This window comes from Azonexus hydrophilus, assembly GCF_001956855.1.
Classification (GTDB): Bacteria; Pseudomonadota; Gammaproteobacteria; order Burkholderiales; family Rhodocyclaceae; genus Azonexus; species Azonexus hydrophilus_A.
In genome coordinates, this window is record NZ_MTHD01000003.1 from 421,873 (window position 1) to 438,044 (window position 16,172).

At 61.8% G+C, this 16,172-nt stretch carries 14 protein-coding genes; 9 read left to right on the forward strand and 5 right to left on the reverse strand.

Going from position 1 to position 16,172, the window contains the following annotated elements; genetic code table 11:
• Positions 1–130 precede the first annotated feature (130 nt).
• The gene (locus tag BJN45_RS10755) at positions 131–3,430 is read left to right on the forward strand and encodes an EAL domain-containing protein (RefSeq protein ID WP_170873073.1); all 3,300 of its coding nucleotides are present in this window, start codon (positions 131–133) and stop codon (positions 3,428–3,430) included.
• Positions 3,431–3,446: 16 nt separating this feature from the next.
• Here the strand turns inward: BJN45_RS10755 and BJN45_RS10760 are convergent, their stop codons facing one another.
• Positions 3,447–4,718: an HD-GYP domain-containing protein gene (locus BJN45_RS10760; RefSeq protein WP_076095037.1), complete on the reverse strand. Its 1,272-nt coding sequence runs from the start codon at positions 4,716–4,718 to the stop codon at positions 3,447–3,449.
• 83 nt (positions 4,719–4,801) lie between these two features.
• A complete protein-coding gene (queG, locus tag BJN45_RS10765) occupies positions 4,802–5,833 on the reverse strand; it encodes a tRNA epoxyqueuosine(34) reductase QueG (RefSeq protein ID WP_240494548.1) in 1,032 nt (343 codons plus the stop codon).
• A 15-nt stretch (positions 5,834–5,848) separates the two neighbouring features.
• Here queG and tsaE point away from each other — a divergent pair, with 15 nt between their 5' ends.
• Both tsaE and BJN45_RS10775 read left to right on the forward strand, forming a co-directional pair.
• On the forward strand, positions 5,849–6,364 hold the full coding sequence (gene tsaE / locus BJN45_RS10770) for a tRNA (adenosine(37)-N6)-threonylcarbamoyltransferase complex ATPase subunit type 1 TsaE (protein ID WP_076095295.1): 516 nt from the start codon (positions 5,849–5,851) through the stop codon (positions 6,362–6,364).
• Positions 6,298–7,614: an N-acetylmuramoyl-L-alanine amidase gene (locus BJN45_RS10775; RefSeq protein ID WP_076095041.1), complete on the forward strand. Its 1,317-nt coding sequence runs from the start codon at positions 6,298–6,300 to the stop codon at positions 7,612–7,614. The genes tsaE and BJN45_RS10775 overlap by 67 nt, the downstream gene beginning before the upstream one ends.
• Before the next feature lie 16 nt (positions 7,615–7,630).
• On the opposite strand, the gene BJN45_RS10780 is transcribed toward BJN45_RS10775, so the two are convergent.
• A complete protein-coding gene (locus BJN45_RS10780; RefSeq protein WP_076095043.1) occupies positions 7,631–8,092 on the reverse strand; it encodes a YccF domain-containing protein in 462 nt (153 codons plus the stop codon).
• A 229-nt stretch (positions 8,093–8,321) separates the two neighbouring features.
• On the opposite strand from BJN45_RS10780, the gene BJN45_RS10785 reads away from it, so the two are divergent.
• Positions 8,322–8,945 (forward strand): hypothetical protein, encoded by a 624-nt coding sequence (locus BJN45_RS10785; RefSeq protein WP_139326335.1) that lies wholly within the window; start codon positions 8,322–8,324, stop codon positions 8,943–8,945.
• Here the strand turns inward: BJN45_RS10785 and BJN45_RS10790 are convergent.
• Positions 8,942–9,985, reverse strand: a complete 1,044-nt coding sequence (locus BJN45_RS10790) for a GGDEF domain-containing protein (RefSeq protein WP_076095046.1) — start codon at positions 9,983–9,985, stop codon at positions 8,942–8,944. The two genes, BJN45_RS10785 and BJN45_RS10790, sit on opposite strands and share 4 nt — an antisense overlap.
• Before the next feature lie 129 nt (positions 9,986–10,114).
• Between BJN45_RS10790 and BJN45_RS10795 the strand changes: the two genes are divergently transcribed.
• From BJN45_RS10795 to ispH, 5 genes are read left to right on the forward strand one after another with little or no spacing between them, the layout of a single operon-like run.
• Positions 10,115–11,035 (forward strand): bifunctional riboflavin kinase/FAD synthetase, encoded by a 921-nt coding sequence (locus tag BJN45_RS10795; RefSeq protein ID WP_076095048.1) that lies wholly within the window; start codon positions 10,115–10,117, stop codon positions 11,033–11,035.
• Positions 11,036–11,044: 9 nt separating this feature from the next.
• Positions 11,045–13,861: an isoleucine--tRNA ligase gene (ileS, locus tag BJN45_RS10800; protein ID WP_076095050.1), complete on the forward strand. Its 2,817-nt coding sequence runs from the start codon at positions 11,045–11,047 to the stop codon at positions 13,859–13,861.
• On the forward strand, positions 13,854–14,330 hold the full coding sequence (lspA, locus tag BJN45_RS10805; RefSeq protein ID WP_076095052.1) for a signal peptidase II: 477 nt from the start codon (positions 13,854–13,856) through the stop codon (positions 14,328–14,330). Before ileS ends, lspA begins: the two co-directional genes overlap by 8 nt.
• A 2-nt stretch (positions 14,331–14,332) precedes the next feature.
• A complete protein-coding gene (locus BJN45_RS10810) occupies positions 14,333–14,767 on the forward strand; it encodes an FKBP-type peptidyl-prolyl cis-trans isomerase (RefSeq protein ID WP_088179062.1) in 435 nt (144 codons plus the stop codon).
• Positions 14,767–15,687, forward strand: a complete 921-nt coding sequence (gene ispH / locus BJN45_RS10815; protein ID WP_076095055.1) for a 4-hydroxy-3-methylbut-2-enyl diphosphate reductase — start codon at positions 14,767–14,769, stop codon at positions 15,685–15,687. The genes BJN45_RS10810 and ispH overlap by 1 nt, the downstream gene beginning before the upstream one ends.
• Positions 15,688–15,780: 93 nt before the next feature.
• Here the strand turns inward: ispH and BJN45_RS18185 are convergent, their stop codons facing one another.
• On the reverse strand, positions 15,781–16,164 hold the full coding sequence (locus BJN45_RS18185) for a type IV pilin protein (protein WP_076095057.1): 384 nt from the start codon (positions 16,162–16,164) through the stop codon (positions 15,781–15,783).
• Positions 16,165–16,172 lie beyond the last annotated feature (8 nt).

Consider the following 16,172-nt stretch of genomic DNA (forward strand, 5'->3'; position numbering starts at 1 on the left):
CTGGAGTTTTTGTAAAAGCCCATTAAGAATGTGGCCTTTTTCCGGCACCTTCCTGCGGCTCATGCCAGTGTTACTGTTTCTCCGGCGCATGCTTTTGCTGTGCGCATGTCTCCTGTCTGTTGCGCCGGCATTGGCCGAAGCGCCGCCGAAATCGGTGCGCGTGGTGCTGGACGACAATTACCCGCCCTACGTTTTCCGTGCGGCGGATGGCTCGGTGCAGGGCATTCTCCCCGAGCTTTGGCAACTCTGGGCAAAGCGTACCGGGATTGCCGTGGATCTGCAGGCCATGGACTGGGCCAGGGCGCTCGAGACGATGGCCAGCGGCCAGGCCGATATCATCGATACCGTTTTCCGCACCGAGGCCCGCGAGAAGCTCTACGATTTCACCAAACCCTATGCCGCCATCGAGGTATCGCTTTTCTTCCATGAAAGCATCAGCGGCATTGCCGATGCCGAGTCGGCCCGGGGATTCACCATCGGCGTCAAGGACGGTGACGCCTGCATTGATTATCTGAAGGCAAAAGGTATCAGCGACTTCAAGCGCTATCCCAGCTATGAGTCGCTGGTCAAGGCGTCGGTGCGGCTGAGTGTCCGGGTCATCTGCATCGACAAGCCACCGGCTCATTACTTTTTCCTGCGCGAAGGTGCGCCCGATCAGTTCATGTATTCGCCCGCGCTGTATGTCGGTGAGTTTCACCGGGCGGTGGCCAAGGGGCGTAAGGATCTTCTGGAAATCGTCGAAACGGGTTTTTACGGGATCGATGATGCCGAGCGTGCCGCCATCGAACGTCGCTGGCTGGGTGAGCGCCTGGAAGACAGCCCGTGGGAACGCCATGCCCGACCCATGGCCTATGCGCTGATCGGCCTGTGTCTGCTGATCTCCGTGCTGTTTGGCTGGACCCGGATATTGCGTCGTCAGGTGGCTGAGCGGACAAGCGAACTGAGTAGCACCTTGCTTTCCCTGCGGCAGACCGAGGAACGGTTTCATACGCTGTTCGAACAGGCCAATGACGCGATATTCATCATGCAGGGCGAAGTGGTGCTCGACTGCAACCGGCGGGCCGAGAGTCTCTATCAGATGTCCCGGGAAAAGCTGGTCGGCATGACACCGATGATCGCGTCGCCTGAATTTCAGCCGAACGGTCGCCCGTCGCAGGAAGTGCTTCGGGAAATGCTGCAGAAGGCACACGAAGGCCAATCGGTGGTTTTCGAGTGGCGCAACCTGTACGAGGACGGTTCACCGCTGGATGTCGAGGTCAGCCTAAATCGCATCGATTACGCCGGCGAGGAATGCCTGCAGGCGATCGTCCGTGACGTTACCGAACGCAAGCAGAAGGATATCCGGATCCGCGAATTGCTCGACGAGCAGCGTCTGATTTTCGATAACGCGCACGTCGGCATCCTGCTGTTACGCAATCGGCGGATCATCAAGTGCAATCAGCGTATCGCCGAGATGTTCGGTTTTGCCGGCCCGCATGAGCTGGAAGGCCAGACCACCGAGGTCCTCTACGGTTCGCGGGAACATTTCGAGGCGGCCGGCCAGGCTGGGTACCCGCTGCTGGCGGCCAATGGTTTTGCCCATTTCGAAACGGAAATGCACCACCGCGACGGCACAGCGATGTGGGTCATGCAGACCGGGCGGCCACTGGATCGGGATGCTGCGCTGGAAGCGGCTTCGATCTGGGTGTATACCGACATCACCGAGCGCAAGCGGGTCGAAGTCGATCTGCGCATCGCGGCGGCGGCTTTCGAGTCGCAGGAAGGCATGGTGATCACCGACACGCGCGGCATCATTCTCCGGGTCAATCAGGCCTTTGTCGAAAGCACCGGTTACCGGGCCGACGAAGTCGTTGGCCAGACGCCGCGAATGTTCAAGTCGGGGCGCCACGATGCCGCCTTCTACCGCGACATGTGGGCGGCGATCATCGAGAATGGCAGCTGGCAAGGCGAAGTCTGGGATCGGCGCAAGAACGGCGAGATCTATCCGAAATGGCTGACCATCTCGGCAGTCAAGGACGACGCCGGCGTGGTCACGCATTACATCGGCACGCACTTCGACATCACCGAACGCAAGAAGGCCGAGGAAAAAATCGAGGCGCTGGCGTTCAACGACCAGCTGACCGGGCTGGCCAACCGTTTCAGCCTGCATGAGAGGCTGTCGCAGGTGCTTGGGCTCGCCGCCCGCAATGGCAAGCAGGTGGCCTTGCTGATGATCGATCTCGATAATTTCAAGACGATCAACGACACGCTCGGCCATCAGATCGGCGATCTGCTGCTGGTTGAACTGGCGCAGCGCCTGGGTAATACCGTGCGCCAGAGTGATCTGGTGGCCCGTCTGGGCGGCGATGAATTCGTCGTCGTGCTGTCCGACCTCGATTCACCGGCCGATGCCGCCCATGTTGCCGACAAGATCCTGTCAGTCGTCGCCAAACCCTACTCGCTGGATGGCAACGACCTGCGCAGCAGTGCCAGTATCGGCATCTGTCTCTATCCCGATGATGCTGAAGAAAGCACGGACCTGATGCAGAAGGCCGATGCCGCGATGTATCACGCCAAGGCGAGTGGCCGCGGCAACTACCAGTTCTTCAAGGCGGAGATCCAGCTCGCCGCGGTCAAGCGGCTGGCCATCGAATCCGATCTGCGCAAGGCCATCGAGCAGCGTCAGTTCCTGCTGCATTACCAGCCACAACTCGATCTGCGCAGCGGTCGCGTGGTCGGGGTCGAGGCCCTGATCCGCTGGCAGCATCCGGAGCGTGGGCTGGTCTCGCCGATGGAGTTCATTCCGATCGCCGAGGAGACAGGTCTGATCCTGCCGATCGGCGACTGGGTCCTGGAGCATGCCTGCCGGCAACTGGCCATCTGGCAAAGCCATGGTATCGCGCATGTGCGGATGTCGGTCAATCTGACGGCCAGCCAGTTTCTCAACCGTGCGCTGCCGGATCGCATCCAGGCATTGTTGCGCCAGTACGGGCTGGCGCCCGAAATGATGGCGCTGGAAGTGACCGAGTCGATGTCGATGGCCGATCCGGACCAGACCATCGCTTCCATGAACGAACTGACCGGTTGCGGCCTGTCGCTGGCCATCGACGATTTCGGTACCGGCTATTCCTCGCTCGCCTATCTGAAGCTGTTCCCGGTCAGTACGCTGAAGATCGACCGCTCCTTCGTCAAGGATATCGAAAGCGATCAGAACGACGCCGATATCTGCGACGTGACCGTGTTGCTCGCGCACAAGCTCGGGCTTGATGTCGTTGCCGAAGGCGTCGAGACCGAGGCGCAGCTGAAATACCTGCTGTCCATTGGTTGCGAGAAAATCCAGGGCTACCTGATCAGCAAGCCCCTGCCGGCCGATGAGGTCGAGCAGTTCATCCGCGACAATCCGCCGATGACCGGGCTGGGAACGACGGATTTGTGGGACGCCGCAGAATGAACTTCCGGCCGCATCGTCAGTTGCCGGGGAAAAAATGTTCCTTGAGCTTGTCGTTGAGCAGGCGCCGGCAGTCGGCTTCGCTGCAACTGCTCAAGGTGGCGTGAAGTTCGCCGGCGATGGCCAGGAAAGCCCGGGTGATATCCGGATCGAAGTGGCTGCCGCTATCGCGCTGAATGATGGCGATGGCTTGCGGAAAATCCATGGGCGCCTTGTACGGGCGCTTCGAGGTCAGGGCATCGAAGACGTCGGCGACGGCAAAGATGCGGGCCCCGAGGGGAATGTCGCTGCCCCGCAGGCCTCGCGGATAGCCTGAGCCGTCCCATTTTTCGTGGTGGCCGGAAACGATCTCGGCGGCTTCCTCGAGCCAGGCGATGCCGGTAACGATGGCTTCCCCCTGGTCGACGTGGGTGCGCATGATCGTCATTTCTTCATCGTCGAGTCGTCCCGGCTTGAGGAGAATGGCATCGGGAATGCCGATTTTCCCGATATCGTGCAAGAAGCTGCCGATGATCAGGGCCTGCATGCTGCGTACGGGGAGGTCCAGCGACTCGCCGATGCGGGCGGCAATCCACGCCACCCGGTAGTTGTGGGCACCGGTGTCCGAGTCGCGTCGGGCAACGGCGCGGCCCAGCGCCTCCATCATCGACAGATGGGAATCGAGCAGTTCGTTGGCCTTGCGGATATTGTCGGCCGACAACTGGACCACGAACGGATAGATGGTCAGGCCGCACAGCAGCGAGGCGCCGGCGGCAATCAGTGCCATCAGGAAGGCGCCCTGCATCAATTGCGCCTGCTGCCATTCGGGAACGAGGCGAACACCCTCGAAATAGCCTGATGGTGCGGCGCTGGTGGCGCCCGGAAGCGGGGTCAGCGGCACGAAAATCCGCAACACCCATCCATGTTCGGTCAGATCGAGGCTTTCATAACTGGCTTCGGTGTATTGCGGCCGGCCATGCTTGGGCAGCAGCCGTTCGATTGCTTCACCGGCCGGCGTTGTCGACTCCGCCAGTTTGCGGCCTGAAGCATCGTAGATCTCGGCGATGTCGAACAGGCCGCCGGTAATTGTCCGTGCTGCCTCGCCGGCCTGCCGGATCAGGCGTTCGTCATCCGGTCGGGCGAAGGATTCAATGTGCGCCAGGATGTGCCGCGATTCTTCCATGGCCAGCGCGACCATTTCCTCTTCGGCGATTTCCCGCGAAATGAACCAGATGACCGGGCTGGTAACTACGGCCACCAGCAGGCTGATGGCCGCGATGCGCCGGGCTGCGCGTTTGTTGAATGCATTCATGGGTCTGGCCTTGGCGAAACGACAAGGGCGAATTTAAGCAAAGGAAGCTGAAGCAGAGATGAATGACCCGGTTGGATTGCGACCTAGTTTCTTTCGCCCAGCGCCTTGAGCGCCCAGGAAACATGTTCGCGAACCAGCGCCGATGGATGGTCGGCGCGCATTTTCAGCGCATTCAGCGCGTCGACCGTAGCCGGGCCGTTGCCCAGTGCGACGGCGATGTTGCGCAACCAGCGTTCGTGGCCGATGCGGCGGATCGGGTTGCCGGCCAGGCGTTCGTCGAACTGCGCTTCGCTCCACGCGAACAGTTCGATCAGGCTGGCAGAATCAAGACCATGGCGCGGGGCGAATTCCCGGTCGCCAAGGCGGGCGAAGCGATTCCACGGGCAGCAGGTCTGGCAGTCGTCGCAACCGTAGATACGGTTGCCGAGCAGTGGCCGGAATTCTTCGGGAATGGCACCGGCGAGTTCGATCGTCAGATAGGAAATGCAGCGTCGCGCGTCGACCTTGTAGGGGGCGATGATGGCGCCGGTGGGGCAGGCGCTGAGGCAACGGGTGCAACTGCCGCAGTGCTCGTCGATCGGGGTGTCGGGTGGCAGCGGAAGGTCGCAGTAGATTTCGCCGAGAAAACGCCACGATCCCTGCTTCGACAATAGCAAGGTGTGCTTGCCGCGCCAGCCGAGGCCGGCCTGGCGGGCAAACTCGACTTCCATCACCGGCGCCGAATCGGAAAACACCCGGTAGCCGAACGGGCCGGCCAGTTCGCCGATGGCGGTGGCCAGTTTCTGCAGGCGGCTGCGTACCACCTTGTGATAGTCGCGGCCCTGGGCATAGCGGGAGATCGCAGCCTGCGCCGGCGCTTCGGTGGTTTTTGCATGCGGCAGGTAGTCGACCGCAGCAGAGATCACGGTGATGGTTCCCGGCTGCAATTGCTGCGGGTTGGCGCGCAGTTCGAGATGCCGCGCCATATAATCCATCTCCCCGTGCAGGCCGTCGGCCAACCATGCGCGCAGGCCGTCGACGGCCGCCCCGGGGTCGGCGCGGGTCACGCCGATTTCGGCAAAACCCAGTTCCTGGCCGATCCTGCGGATGCTCGCCTTGAGTTCCGTACCGTTCATCGTGGAGTCACCATCATGCATAGCCCGGATGTTACCGCCGTTTTCGATCTGCCCGATGAGGCCGCGACCCAGTTATTGGGTGAAAACCTGGCTGTTGCGATCGCTCCCGGGCTGGTGATCTTCCTTGAAGGCGACCTTGGGGCGGGTAAAACCACGCTGGCGCGGGCGCTGATCCGGGCGCTTGGTCACACCGGGCCGGTGAAAAGTCCGACCTATGCTTTGGTTGAAGTTTACGTAGTTTCGAGTTTATACTTGTATCACTTTGATTTTTATCGCTTCGAGTCACCAGAGGAGTTCCTCGATGCGGGTTTTGGCGAATATTTCAACGATGCATCGGTCTGTCTGGTCGAATGGCCTGACAAGGCGGCCGGTTGCGTTCCGTCGCCAGACCTCCGCATTCACTTGCAGCACGCCGGGTCCGCGCGTGTTGCGGCGCTCGCAGCTTCGTCCGAAAGGGGGGCGTCATGCGTAAGGACACTCACCTCGATCCGGGAAGGCGGCAACTCCTGCGCTACGCCGGATCGGCGCTAGTTCTCTCGGTCACGCCGCTCGCCGGCCTGGCCGCCAACCGTCCGGCCATCATTGCCGTGCGTATCTGGCCGGCCGAGGATTACACGCGGGTCACCCTCGAACACGACGCGCCGCTGAAATTCAATCACTTCCTCGTCGAGAATCCGGAACGCCTGGTTGTCGATATAGAAGGCGTCGAGTTCAACAGCGTGCTCGAGAGCCTGGCCGGCAAGGTCGCCGACAGCGATCCCAATATCAAGCTGCTGCGTGCCGGGCGCTTCAAGCCGGGCGTCGTACGCTTGGTCATGGAACTGAAAACCCGGGTCAAGCCCCAGGTCTTCTCGCTGGCGCCGGTCGCCGAGTATGGCCATCGCCTGGTCCTCGACGTTTATCCCGAAAACCCGGCCGATCCGTTGATGGCCCTGCTTGAAGGTCGTCAGGATGCAGTCGAGCCGCTCAAGCTCGATCAGGAGCTTTCGGGTCAGGCCCAGAAGCCTGCAGCCACGCCGGATACGGCGACGGCAAAAAAGCCGGGCAAGGCAGTGGTCGACCGGCTTGTCACCATCATGCTCGACCCCGGCCATGGTGGCGAAGACCCCGGCGCGGTCGGCAAGCGTGGGACCTATGAAAAGAACGTGACGCTGGCCATCGCCCGTCGCCTCAAGGCGCGCATCGATGCCGAGCCGAACATGCGGGCAGTATTGACCCGCGACGGCGATTTTTTCGTGCCGCTGCATGTCCGTGTCCAGAAAGCCAGGCGCATCCAGTCGGATCTTTTCCTGTCGATCCACGCCGATGCCTGGATCAAGCCCGATGCGCGTGGATCGTCGGTGTTCGTGCTGTCCGAAAAGGGCGCTTCGAGTACCCAGGCCCGCCTGCTGGCGCAGAAGGAAAATAATGCCGACCTGATTGGCGGCGTGAACATTGCCGCGACCAAGGATGTCTTTCTCGCGCGCACCTTGCTCGACCTGTCGCAAACGGCAACCATCAACGACAGTCTGAAGCTGGGCAAGTACCTGCTGGGCGAGCTCGGGTCAATCAATCACCTGCACAAGGCACATGTCGAGCAGGCAGGGTTTGCCGTGCTCAAGGCGCCGGACATTCCGTCGGCACTGATCGAGACGGCGTTCATCTCCAATCCGGAAGAGGAGCTCCGGTTGAAGGACGAGGCTTACCAGGAGCAAATGGCTGACGCATTGATGCGCGGTATCCGCCAGTATTTCATCAAGCACCCGCCGGGGCCGAAGGCTCGCATGGCGAGGGCCGGCTGAGCCGGGGCGGAAGCTTTCAGGAACCCTGGCGCAGTCGTGCGACCGATTCCTCCGCGCTGTTCCGCCGCGCGGCTGCGGCGACTTCCTTGCTGACGATGGTCTTGCCGATTGGTGCCAGGGCAATGCCGGCCAGCTTGAGATGCTGGAGTGCGAACGGGATGCCGATGATGGTGATGGCGCAGGCGATTGCCGAGAGCAAGTGGCCGATGGCCAGCCACAGTCCGGCAAGGATGAACCAGATGATGTTGCCGAGCAGGCCCAGTCCGCCAGTGCCGATGTCGTCACGGTTCGACAGTTCCTTGCGGTTGATGGCTTCCTTGCCGAAAGGGAAAAAGGTGAACTGGCCAATGACGAAACAGGCCTTGCCCCAGGGTATGCCGATGATGGTGACGAAGGCCAGGAGCCCGGCCAGCCACCAGCACAGCCCCATGATGACGCCGCCAAGAATGAACCACAGAAAATTTCCGATTGCCCGCATGATGGGGAATGCCTCGCTTGAAAAAACAGGAAATGACAGTACCTGAGCAGCGGCAATGATATTTGATTTGTGCCGGCGCAATTCGCCTGACAAAAATAATGAGGACGATGGGGGATCCATGAATGCACTGAACAGGGAATTACAGCGGCTCTATTTCCTCCCGGTATCACCCCGAGGCACTGAAGATGCGCCCTGGCCAAGCGCCGATGGCATGGCGCGGGTGATGGTCGTGAGTTTTGCCCGCGCGGCCGACTGGCCGGCCGTGGCCGGGTTGTACGGCAATATCCAGGAAGTTCTCGGGTTGCCGGCCCCGGCAATTTCGGTTTCGGGGGAGGCTGGTTACGCCTTGTGGCTGGCGCTGGCCGAACCGCAGCCGGTCGCGCAGCTCCAGGTTTTTCTCGCCGGACTCAAACGCGTTTTCCTGGCCGATGTGCCAGAGCAGTTTCTCGGGTTCCATCCCGATGCGGCAAAGATCACGCCTGCACCGCTGCCATTGCAGCATCCGCTGACCGGCCGCTGGTCGGCGTTCATCGATCCGGGCATGGGCAGCATGTTTGTCGAGGAATCCGGGCTGGAAATGGCGCCGAATCCGCTACGTCAAGCGGAGATGCTGGCCGGGATCAAGTGCATGACGACGGCCGATTTTCAGCGTGCACTGACCACGCTGACAGCGGAAAAGGTGCCAGCCTGCGTGTCCGGTGGCGATGTGCCCGCAGCGCCGGGTGGTGGTTTTCCGGACCCTGCCAGTTTTCTGATGGCAGTGATGAACGATCCGGCGGTCAGCATGGAAAACCGTATCCGGGCAGCAGCCAGTCTGCTCGCGCACACTGGTGCGGCAAGGCACGGCAGCTAGAACAGTTCGACTTCGCCGCGAGTGATTTCCCGGGCCACCAGTCGTCCTTCTTCGATCAACTGTTCGTAGCATGCAACCTGGTTGCGGCCGTTGCGTTTGGCGTAGTAAAGGGCTTCGTCGGCACGTTCGATGACGTCTGTCGGTGTGTCGTTGGTGAGCAGGCGGCTGAAGCCGATGCTGACCGTGACGTGGCCGATCCTGCTGAAGGTGGTTTGCTCGACCGCCGTGCGAAAGCGTTCCAGCGTGACCAGTGCCGACTGGCGGTCCGTCGGTTGCAGCAGGGCGACGAATTCCTCGCCGCCAAAGCGGAATAGCTGGTCGTCGAAGCGGAAACTCTGGCGCATCACCTGCGACAGCATGATCAGGACTTCATCGCCGATCAGGTGGCCGAAATTGTCATTGATCAGCTTGAAATGGTCGATGTCGCAGACCGCGAGCCAATGGTTGCTGTCCGGTGCCAGGACACGACGTGCGAAACGCTGTTCGTTGCCGACGATTTCGTCCGATGCCGCCTGTCCGAGCAGTTCGAACAGGTGCTTGTCGAAGGTCTTGCGGCTGGACAGGCCGGTCAGCGTGTCCGCCTCGCCGTAGTCGAGCAGGGCGATGTGATTGCCGAAATATTCGATCAGGCCCATCAGTGTCACGCGCTTGTCGGCCGAGAATTCGTCGGACAGGTGCAGGTCGATGAAATAGATCGGTTCGTCCAGACGGATCACCGGGAAAATGACCCGGTGCGTGCCATCTTCCAGGTAGTCCAGGACGGCAGACAATTCGCGGTGGCATTGCTTGATCAGCGGGTCGCGGTCGATCGGCTGGCAGAAATGATGGTCCGGCAGGTAGGCATTGCGCAGGAACTGCCCTTGCGGGCCGTAACCGGCACAGGCGAAGACGACGGCCTTGCGTTTTCCGGCATAGCAGCGATAGATGGTCAGACGCTGGGGCGAAAACAGATCCATCAGGGCGTCAACCATGGCGGAATTGATTTCGGTGCGGTCGCGCCTGGCCGAAATTCTTACGACATGGTTGATCAGATCCAGCATGAGGGATTCAGCGTAATGACTTGCGCCCGATTATAGCCACAGCATTGTCGGCAAGGGGCTGTATTTGCGTGGATTTGTCCGGGATGTGGGCTGGCCTCGGTATAATTGCGCTTTTTTCGGTTTCGCCTGATGCGCGTTTTTCGCGGTTACTCCCGTTCCGTTCCAGCCCCGGTGGCATTGGCCATCGGCAATTTCGATGGCGTCCATCGCGGCCATGCCGCGCTGATCTCCCGGCTGGTCATGGTTGCCGGTGAGTCCGGCCTGGTGCCGACCGTACTCAGCTTCGAGCCGCACCCGCGCGAGTTCTTTGCCCCGGCTTCGGCCCCGGCCCGTCTCAGCACCTTGCGTGAGAAGCTGGAATTGCTGGCTGACTGCGGCATTACGCAAACCATGATCTGCCCGTTCAACCGGGCCTTCGCTTCGCTGACCGCGGAACAGTTCATCGAAGCGGTGCTGGTGCGCGGCTTGCGCGTAAAGCACCTGGTGATCGGCGACGATTTTCGTTTCGGCAGCGGCCGGGCCGGGGATTTCTCGCTGCTGCAGGCCGCCGGCGAGCGCTACGGTTTTCTGGTTGAGGCCATGGGCAGCGTCAGTGTCGATGGTGAGCGGGTATCCAGCTCGGGCGTGCGCCGGGCGCTGGCGGCTGGCGACATGGCGCATGCCGGCCGTCTGCTTGGTCGCCCGTACATGATCGACGGGCAGGTCGTCCACGGCCAGAAGCTCGGACGTCAGCTCGGTTTTGCCACCGCCAACCTGCGCATCAAGCATAATCCGCTGCCGATGACCGGCGTCTTTGCCGTCGAGGTAGCCGGACTGGCGGATCGCCTGCTGCCTGGTGTTGCCAACCTCGGGGTCCGGCCAACCGTTGGTGGTACGCGGCCGCTGCTGGAAGTTCATCTCTTCGATTTCGATCGCGACGTCTACGGAGCACACATCTCGGTGCGTTTCGTGCACAAGTTGCGCGACGAACAACGTTTTCCCAATTTCGACGCCCTCAAGGCGCAGATCGCGGCTGATGCCGCGGCGGCGCGGGCTTTCTTCTCGCTATGAGCACGCAAAATGGCTGATTACAAAGACACCCTGAACCTTCCGGATACGCCTTTCCCGATGCGCGGCGACCTGCCCAAGCGCGAGCCGCAATGGGTCGCCCAGTGGCAGGAGAAGAAGCTTTACCAGAAGATCCGCGAGATCTCGGCCGGCCGGCCGAAGTTCATCCTGCACGATGGCCCGCCGTATGCCAACGGCGACATCCACATCGGCCACGCGGTCAACAAGGTGTTGAAGGACATTATCGTCCGTTCGAAAACCCTTTCCGGCTTCGATGCGCCCTACGTGCCAGGCTGGGACTGCCACGGCATGCCGATCGAGATCCAGATCGAGAAGACGCACGGCAAGAACATCCCGCGCGAGCAGGTGCAGAAGCTGGCGCGCGCCTACGCCGGCGAGCAGATCGAACGCCAGAAGAAGGATTTCATCCGCCTCGGCGTGCTCGGCGAATGGGACAATCCGTACAAGACGATGAACTTCAAGACCGAGGCCGACGAGATTCGTGCGCTCGGTGCCATGGTCAAGCGCGGTTTCGTCTATCGCGGCCTGAAGCCGGTGAACTGGTGCTTTGATTGCGGTTCGGCGCTGGCCGAGGCGGAAGTCGAATACCAGGACAAGAAGTCGCCGGCGATCGACGTGGCCTTCGCTGCCGCCGAGCGCGACAAGCTGGCGGCGGCCTTCGGCCTCAAGGAATTGCCGGCCGGTGAAGCCTACGCGGTGATCTGGACGACGACCCCGTGGACCATCCCGGGCAACCAGGCGCTCAATGCACATCCGGAATTCACCTACCACCTGGTGCAGACCGAAAAGGGCTGCCTGATCCTCGCCGCCGACCTGCAGGAAGCCTGCCTCGCCCGCTACGGCCTGACCGGCACCACCGTTGCCGCCTGCAAGGGCGCGGCACTCGAACGCATCGCCTTCCGCCACCCGTTCTACGACCGCCTGTCGCCGGTCTTCCTCGGCGACTACGTGACGCTCGATGCCGGTACCGGCATCGTCCATTCGGCACCGGCCTACGGTATCGAGGACTTCCAGTCGTGCAAGAACTACGGCATGCACAACGAGCAGATCCTGACGCCGGTGCAGGGCGACGGCTCCTTTGCCGCCGACCTGCCGTTCTTCGGCGGCATGAACGTGTGGAAGGCCAACCCGGTCATCGTCGACAAGCTGGCCGAAGTCGGCGCGCTGCTGAAGCATGCAACCATCGAGCACAGCTACATGCACTGCTGGCGCCACAAGACGCCGTTGATCTACCGTGCCACCAGCCAGTGGTTCGTGCGCATGGATGCGCCCGATGTCGACAGCCAGGGCGTTGCCGCCACCGAGCCGGCCGGCCACACGCTGCGCGAAGCCGCGTTGCAGGGCGTTGAGGACACCGCCTTCTATCCCGCCTGGGGCAAGAACCGCCTGCACGCGATGATCGCCAACCGCCCGGACTGGTGCATCTCGCGCCAGCGCAACTGGGGCGTGCCGCTGCCCTTCTTCACGCACAAGGCGACCGGCGAGCTGCATCCGAACACGCTGGAGCTGATGGAAGCCGTCGCCCAGCGCGTCGAGCAGGGCGGCATCGAGGCGTGGACGCAACTGGACGCTGCCGAACTGCTCGGCGCCGACGCGGCCGACTACGTCAAGACCACCGACATCCTCGACGTCTGGTTCGATTCCGGCACGACGCACATGAGCGTCATGCGCGGCTCGCACGGCGACCAGCTGACCTGGCCGGCCGATCTTTACCTGGAAGGCTCCGACCAGCATCGCGGCTGGTTCCATTCGTCGCTGCTGACCGGTGCCGCGATCGACGGCCGGGCGCCGTACAAGGCGCTGCTGACGCACGGCTTCGTTGTCGACGGCAAGGGCCACAAGATGTCGAAGTCGAAGGGCAACGTCATCGCGCCGCAGCAGGTTTCCGACAAGATGGGCGCCGACATCCTGCGCCTGTGGACGGCCTCGACCGATTACTCGGGTGAGCTGACCATCTCCGACGAAATCTTGAAGCGCGTTGTCGAAGGCTATCGCCGCATCCGCAACACGCTGCGCTTCCTGCTCGCCAATATTTCCGATTTTGACGCGTCGACCGCAACATTGCCGGTCGAGCAGTGGCTGGAAATCGATCGCTACGCGCTGGCGCTGACCCGCCAGTTGCAGCAGAACTGCCAGGGCGATTACGAGCGCTTCGAGTTCCACCGCGTGGTCCAGGCGCTGCAGACCTTCTGCTCGGAAGACCTCGGTGGCTTCTACCTCGACATCCTCAAGGACCGCTTGTACACCACGGCACCCGCTTCGCTCGCCCGCCGTTCGGCGCAGTCGGCGCTGTGGCACATCACGCAGAGCTTCGTTCGCCTGCTGGCGCCGATCACCGCCTTCACCGCCGAGGAAGTGTGGACCGTGCTGACTGGCAACGCCGACGATTCGGTGATGTTCCAGCAATGGCACGAACTGCCGGCGCAGGCTGGTGAGGCCGAATTGCTGGCGAAATGGGCGATCGTCCGTGAAGTGCGCAACGACGTCACCAAGGCGCTGGAAGCCCGGCGCGAAGCCGGTGAAATCGGCTCGGCGCTGCAGGCTTCGGTCGAAATCCGCTGTGCCGGCGACAAGCTCTCCGTGCTGAGCTCGTTGGGTGACGATTTGAAATTTGTCTTCATTTGCTCGTCGACCGCAATATTTGAAGATGCCAGCGAATCCGTCATTGCCACGCCGCTGAGCCACGCCAAGTGCGAGCGCTGCTGGCACGTGCGCGAGGATGTCGGCGCCGACCCGGCGCATCCCGGCCTGTGCGGCCGTTGCGTCAGCAACCTGCACGGTGACGGCGAGGTCCGCGCGCATGCGTGAGCCGAAGCACTGGTACATGCTGGCCGCGCTGATCGTCATTCTCGACCAGATCAGCAAATGGGTGGTGCTGGGCAGCATCGCGCCGGGTGAGGTGATCTACGTTGCGCCGTTCTGGAACTGGGTGCTGACCTTCAATCCGGGTGCTGCGTTCAGCTTCCTGGCCGACCAGCCGGGCTGGCAGCGCTGGTTCTTCACCGTGCTGGCGCTCGGCGTTTCCGGCTGGATTGCGCTGGAATTGAAGAAACACCCGGAACAAAAACTGATGGCCCTGGCTCTGACGCTGGTGATGGGCGGCGCGCTCGGCAACGTGATTGATCGCGTGCGCTTCGGCGCCGTCGTCGATTTCATCCAGTGGCATGCCGCCGGCTGGTATTGGCCGGCCTTCAACGTCGCCGATTCGGCGATCAGCGTTGGCGCGGTTTTGCTGGTTTTTGCCTCGTTGACCGTAAAAGACAAGAAAGAAGATTGAGCATGAGCAATACCGCCGTCCGTTCCGACAGCTACCTGACCCTGCATTACCGCATCACCACGCTCGATGGCGAGGAGTTCCTGTCCACCTTCGACATGAGCCCGGCGACGCTGCAGATGGGTAGCGGTCAACTGGCCGAAAACCTCGAAAATGTACTGATCGGTCTGCCGGCACAGGAGCACTTCGTTTTCGAACTGGAGCCGGCGCAGGCTTTCGGCATGCACAACGAACGCCTGGTCGAGCGCATCGCCCGCAGCGGTCTGCCGGCCGACATGGAACTGAAGGAGAATTCGGTCGTCGAATTCACCGCGCCCAACGGCGGCACCTTTGCCGGCTTCCTGCGCGAACTGGACGCGACGAGTGCGCTGTTCGACTTCAATCACCCGATGGCGGGCAAGACGATCCGCTTCGAGGTCAAGATCATCGGAATCATGTAATGCAAGTCTTGCTAGCCAATCCCCGCGGTTTCTGTGCCGGCGTCGAGCGCGCCATCGCCATCGTCGAGCGCGCACTGGAAAAATTCGGCGCCCCGATCTATGTCCGCCACGAAGTGGTGCACAACAAGTTCGTCTGCGACGACCTGCGCGCCAAGGGAGCGGTGTTCATCGAGGAACTGGACGAAGCACCGGCTGGCAGCACGGTGATTTTCAGCGCCCACGGCGTTTCGAAGGCGGTCCGTGCCGAAGCCGAGCAGCGCGGCCTGAAGGTGTTCGACGCGACCTGCCCGCTGGTGACCAAGGTTCACGTCGAAGTCGGCAAGATGCGCCATCAGGTGCGCGAGGTCGTCATGGTCGGCCACAAGGGCCACCCCGAGGTCGAGGGTACGATGGGGCAGAGCGAGGGCGGCATGTATCTCGTCGAGACTGTCGACGATGTGGCCAGGCTGGAAGTCGGTTCGCCGGACCAGTTGTCCTACGTTACCCAGACGACCCTGTCGATGGACGACGCACTGGTCGTCATCAATGCCCTGAAGGCGCGTTTTCCGCAAATCCAGGGGCCGAAGAAGGACGATATCTGCTACGCCACACAGAATCGCCAGGATGCGGTCAAGGCATTGGCTGAACAATGCGATCTGGTTATTGTCGTCGGCAGCCCGAACAGCTCCAACTCCCGCCGCCTGAAGGAAGTCGCCGCCGGCCGCGGCATCGAGGCCTACCTGATCGACGGCGCCGGTGAAATCCAGGAATCCTGGCTCACCGGAAAACAACGGGTTGGCGTCACTGCCGGCGCCTCGGCGCCGGAAATTCTCGTTCGGCAGGTCGTCGACCGCATCAGGCAGCTGTCAGGGGCCGAAGTCGGTCAGCTGCAGGGCGCTGAGGAAAACGTGTCGTTTGCGTTGCCGAGGGAACTGGCCTGAGATTACCTGGCAGCAGTCCTGATGCCTAGGCCGTTGCGCCACTTTGCATGGACTGCGCGGCATCTGGGAGATTCATATGCGGGCGTTTGGTACTCATCGCCAGCAGTTGTCCGCAGTGCTGTTGGTCCTTGTTCCCGTATGCGTGACAGAGAACGTGCCGCAACGATCACCTGACTGGGCACCGGTCGGCGCAGCCGTGAGCGTGTAGGTGGCTGCTCCCAGATTGGCGGTTCCCATGGTGTAGAAAGTGGTGACCTGGCCTGGGCATGCCGGTGGTGCAGCTCCTGTATAGGTCATGTTCGCCGAATAAAAACGCTCCATGAAATGCGTTTGCTCCATCAGGCATCCCATGGCCGCAGTGCGGCGGGCATTGCGTACGTGTTCATCATACATAGGGTAGGCGATTGAACTCAAAATTCCTATGATCACCACGACGATCATTACTTCGATCAGGGTGAAGCCTTGTTGCTTTTTCATTATCGGTT

Excerpts from the sequence above, each read along its gene's own strand:
- BJN45_RS18185 (WP_076095057.1), bottom strand. The coding sequence starts at position 16,164 with ATGAAAAAGCAACAAGGCTTCACCCTGATCGAAGTAATGATCGTCGTG.
- BJN45_RS10775 (WP_076095041.1), top strand. The coding sequence starts at position 6,298 with ATGCGTAAGGACACTCACCTCGATCCGGGAAGGCGGCAACTCCTGCGC.
- ileS (WP_076095050.1), top strand. The coding sequence starts at position 11,045 with ATGGCTGATTACAAAGACACCCTGAACCTTCCGGATACGCCTTTCCCG.
- BJN45_RS10780 (WP_076095043.1), bottom strand. The coding sequence starts at position 8,092 with ATGCGGGCAATCGGAAATTTTCTGTGGTTCATTCTTGGCGGCGTCATC.
- BJN45_RS10810 (WP_088179062.1), top strand. The coding sequence starts at position 14,333 with ATGAGCAATACCGCCGTCCGTTCCGACAGCTACCTGACCCTGCATTAC.
- BJN45_RS10795 (WP_076095048.1), top strand. The coding sequence starts at position 10,115 with ATGCGCGTTTTTCGCGGTTACTCCCGTTCCGTTCCAGCCCCGGTGGCA.
- BJN45_RS10760 (WP_076095037.1), bottom strand. The coding sequence starts at position 4,718 with ATGAATGCATTCAACAAACGCGCAGCCCGGCGCATCGCGGCCATCAGC.
- ispH (WP_076095055.1), top strand. The coding sequence starts at position 14,767 with ATGCAAGTCTTGCTAGCCAATCCCCGCGGTTTCTGTGCCGGCGTCGAG.
- tsaE (WP_076095295.1), top strand. The coding sequence starts at position 5,849 with ATGCATAGCCCGGATGTTACCGCCGTTTTCGATCTGCCCGATGAGGCC.
- lspA (WP_076095052.1), top strand. The coding sequence starts at position 13,854 with ATGCGTGAGCCGAAGCACTGGTACATGCTGGCCGCGCTGATCGTCATT.
- BJN45_RS10790 (WP_076095046.1), bottom strand. The coding sequence starts at position 9,985 with ATGCTGGATCTGATCAACCATGTCGTAAGAATTTCGGCCAGGCGCGAC.
- queG (WP_240494548.1), bottom strand. The coding sequence starts at position 5,833 with ATGAACGGTACGGAACTCAAGGCGAGCATCCGCAGGATCGGCCAGGAA.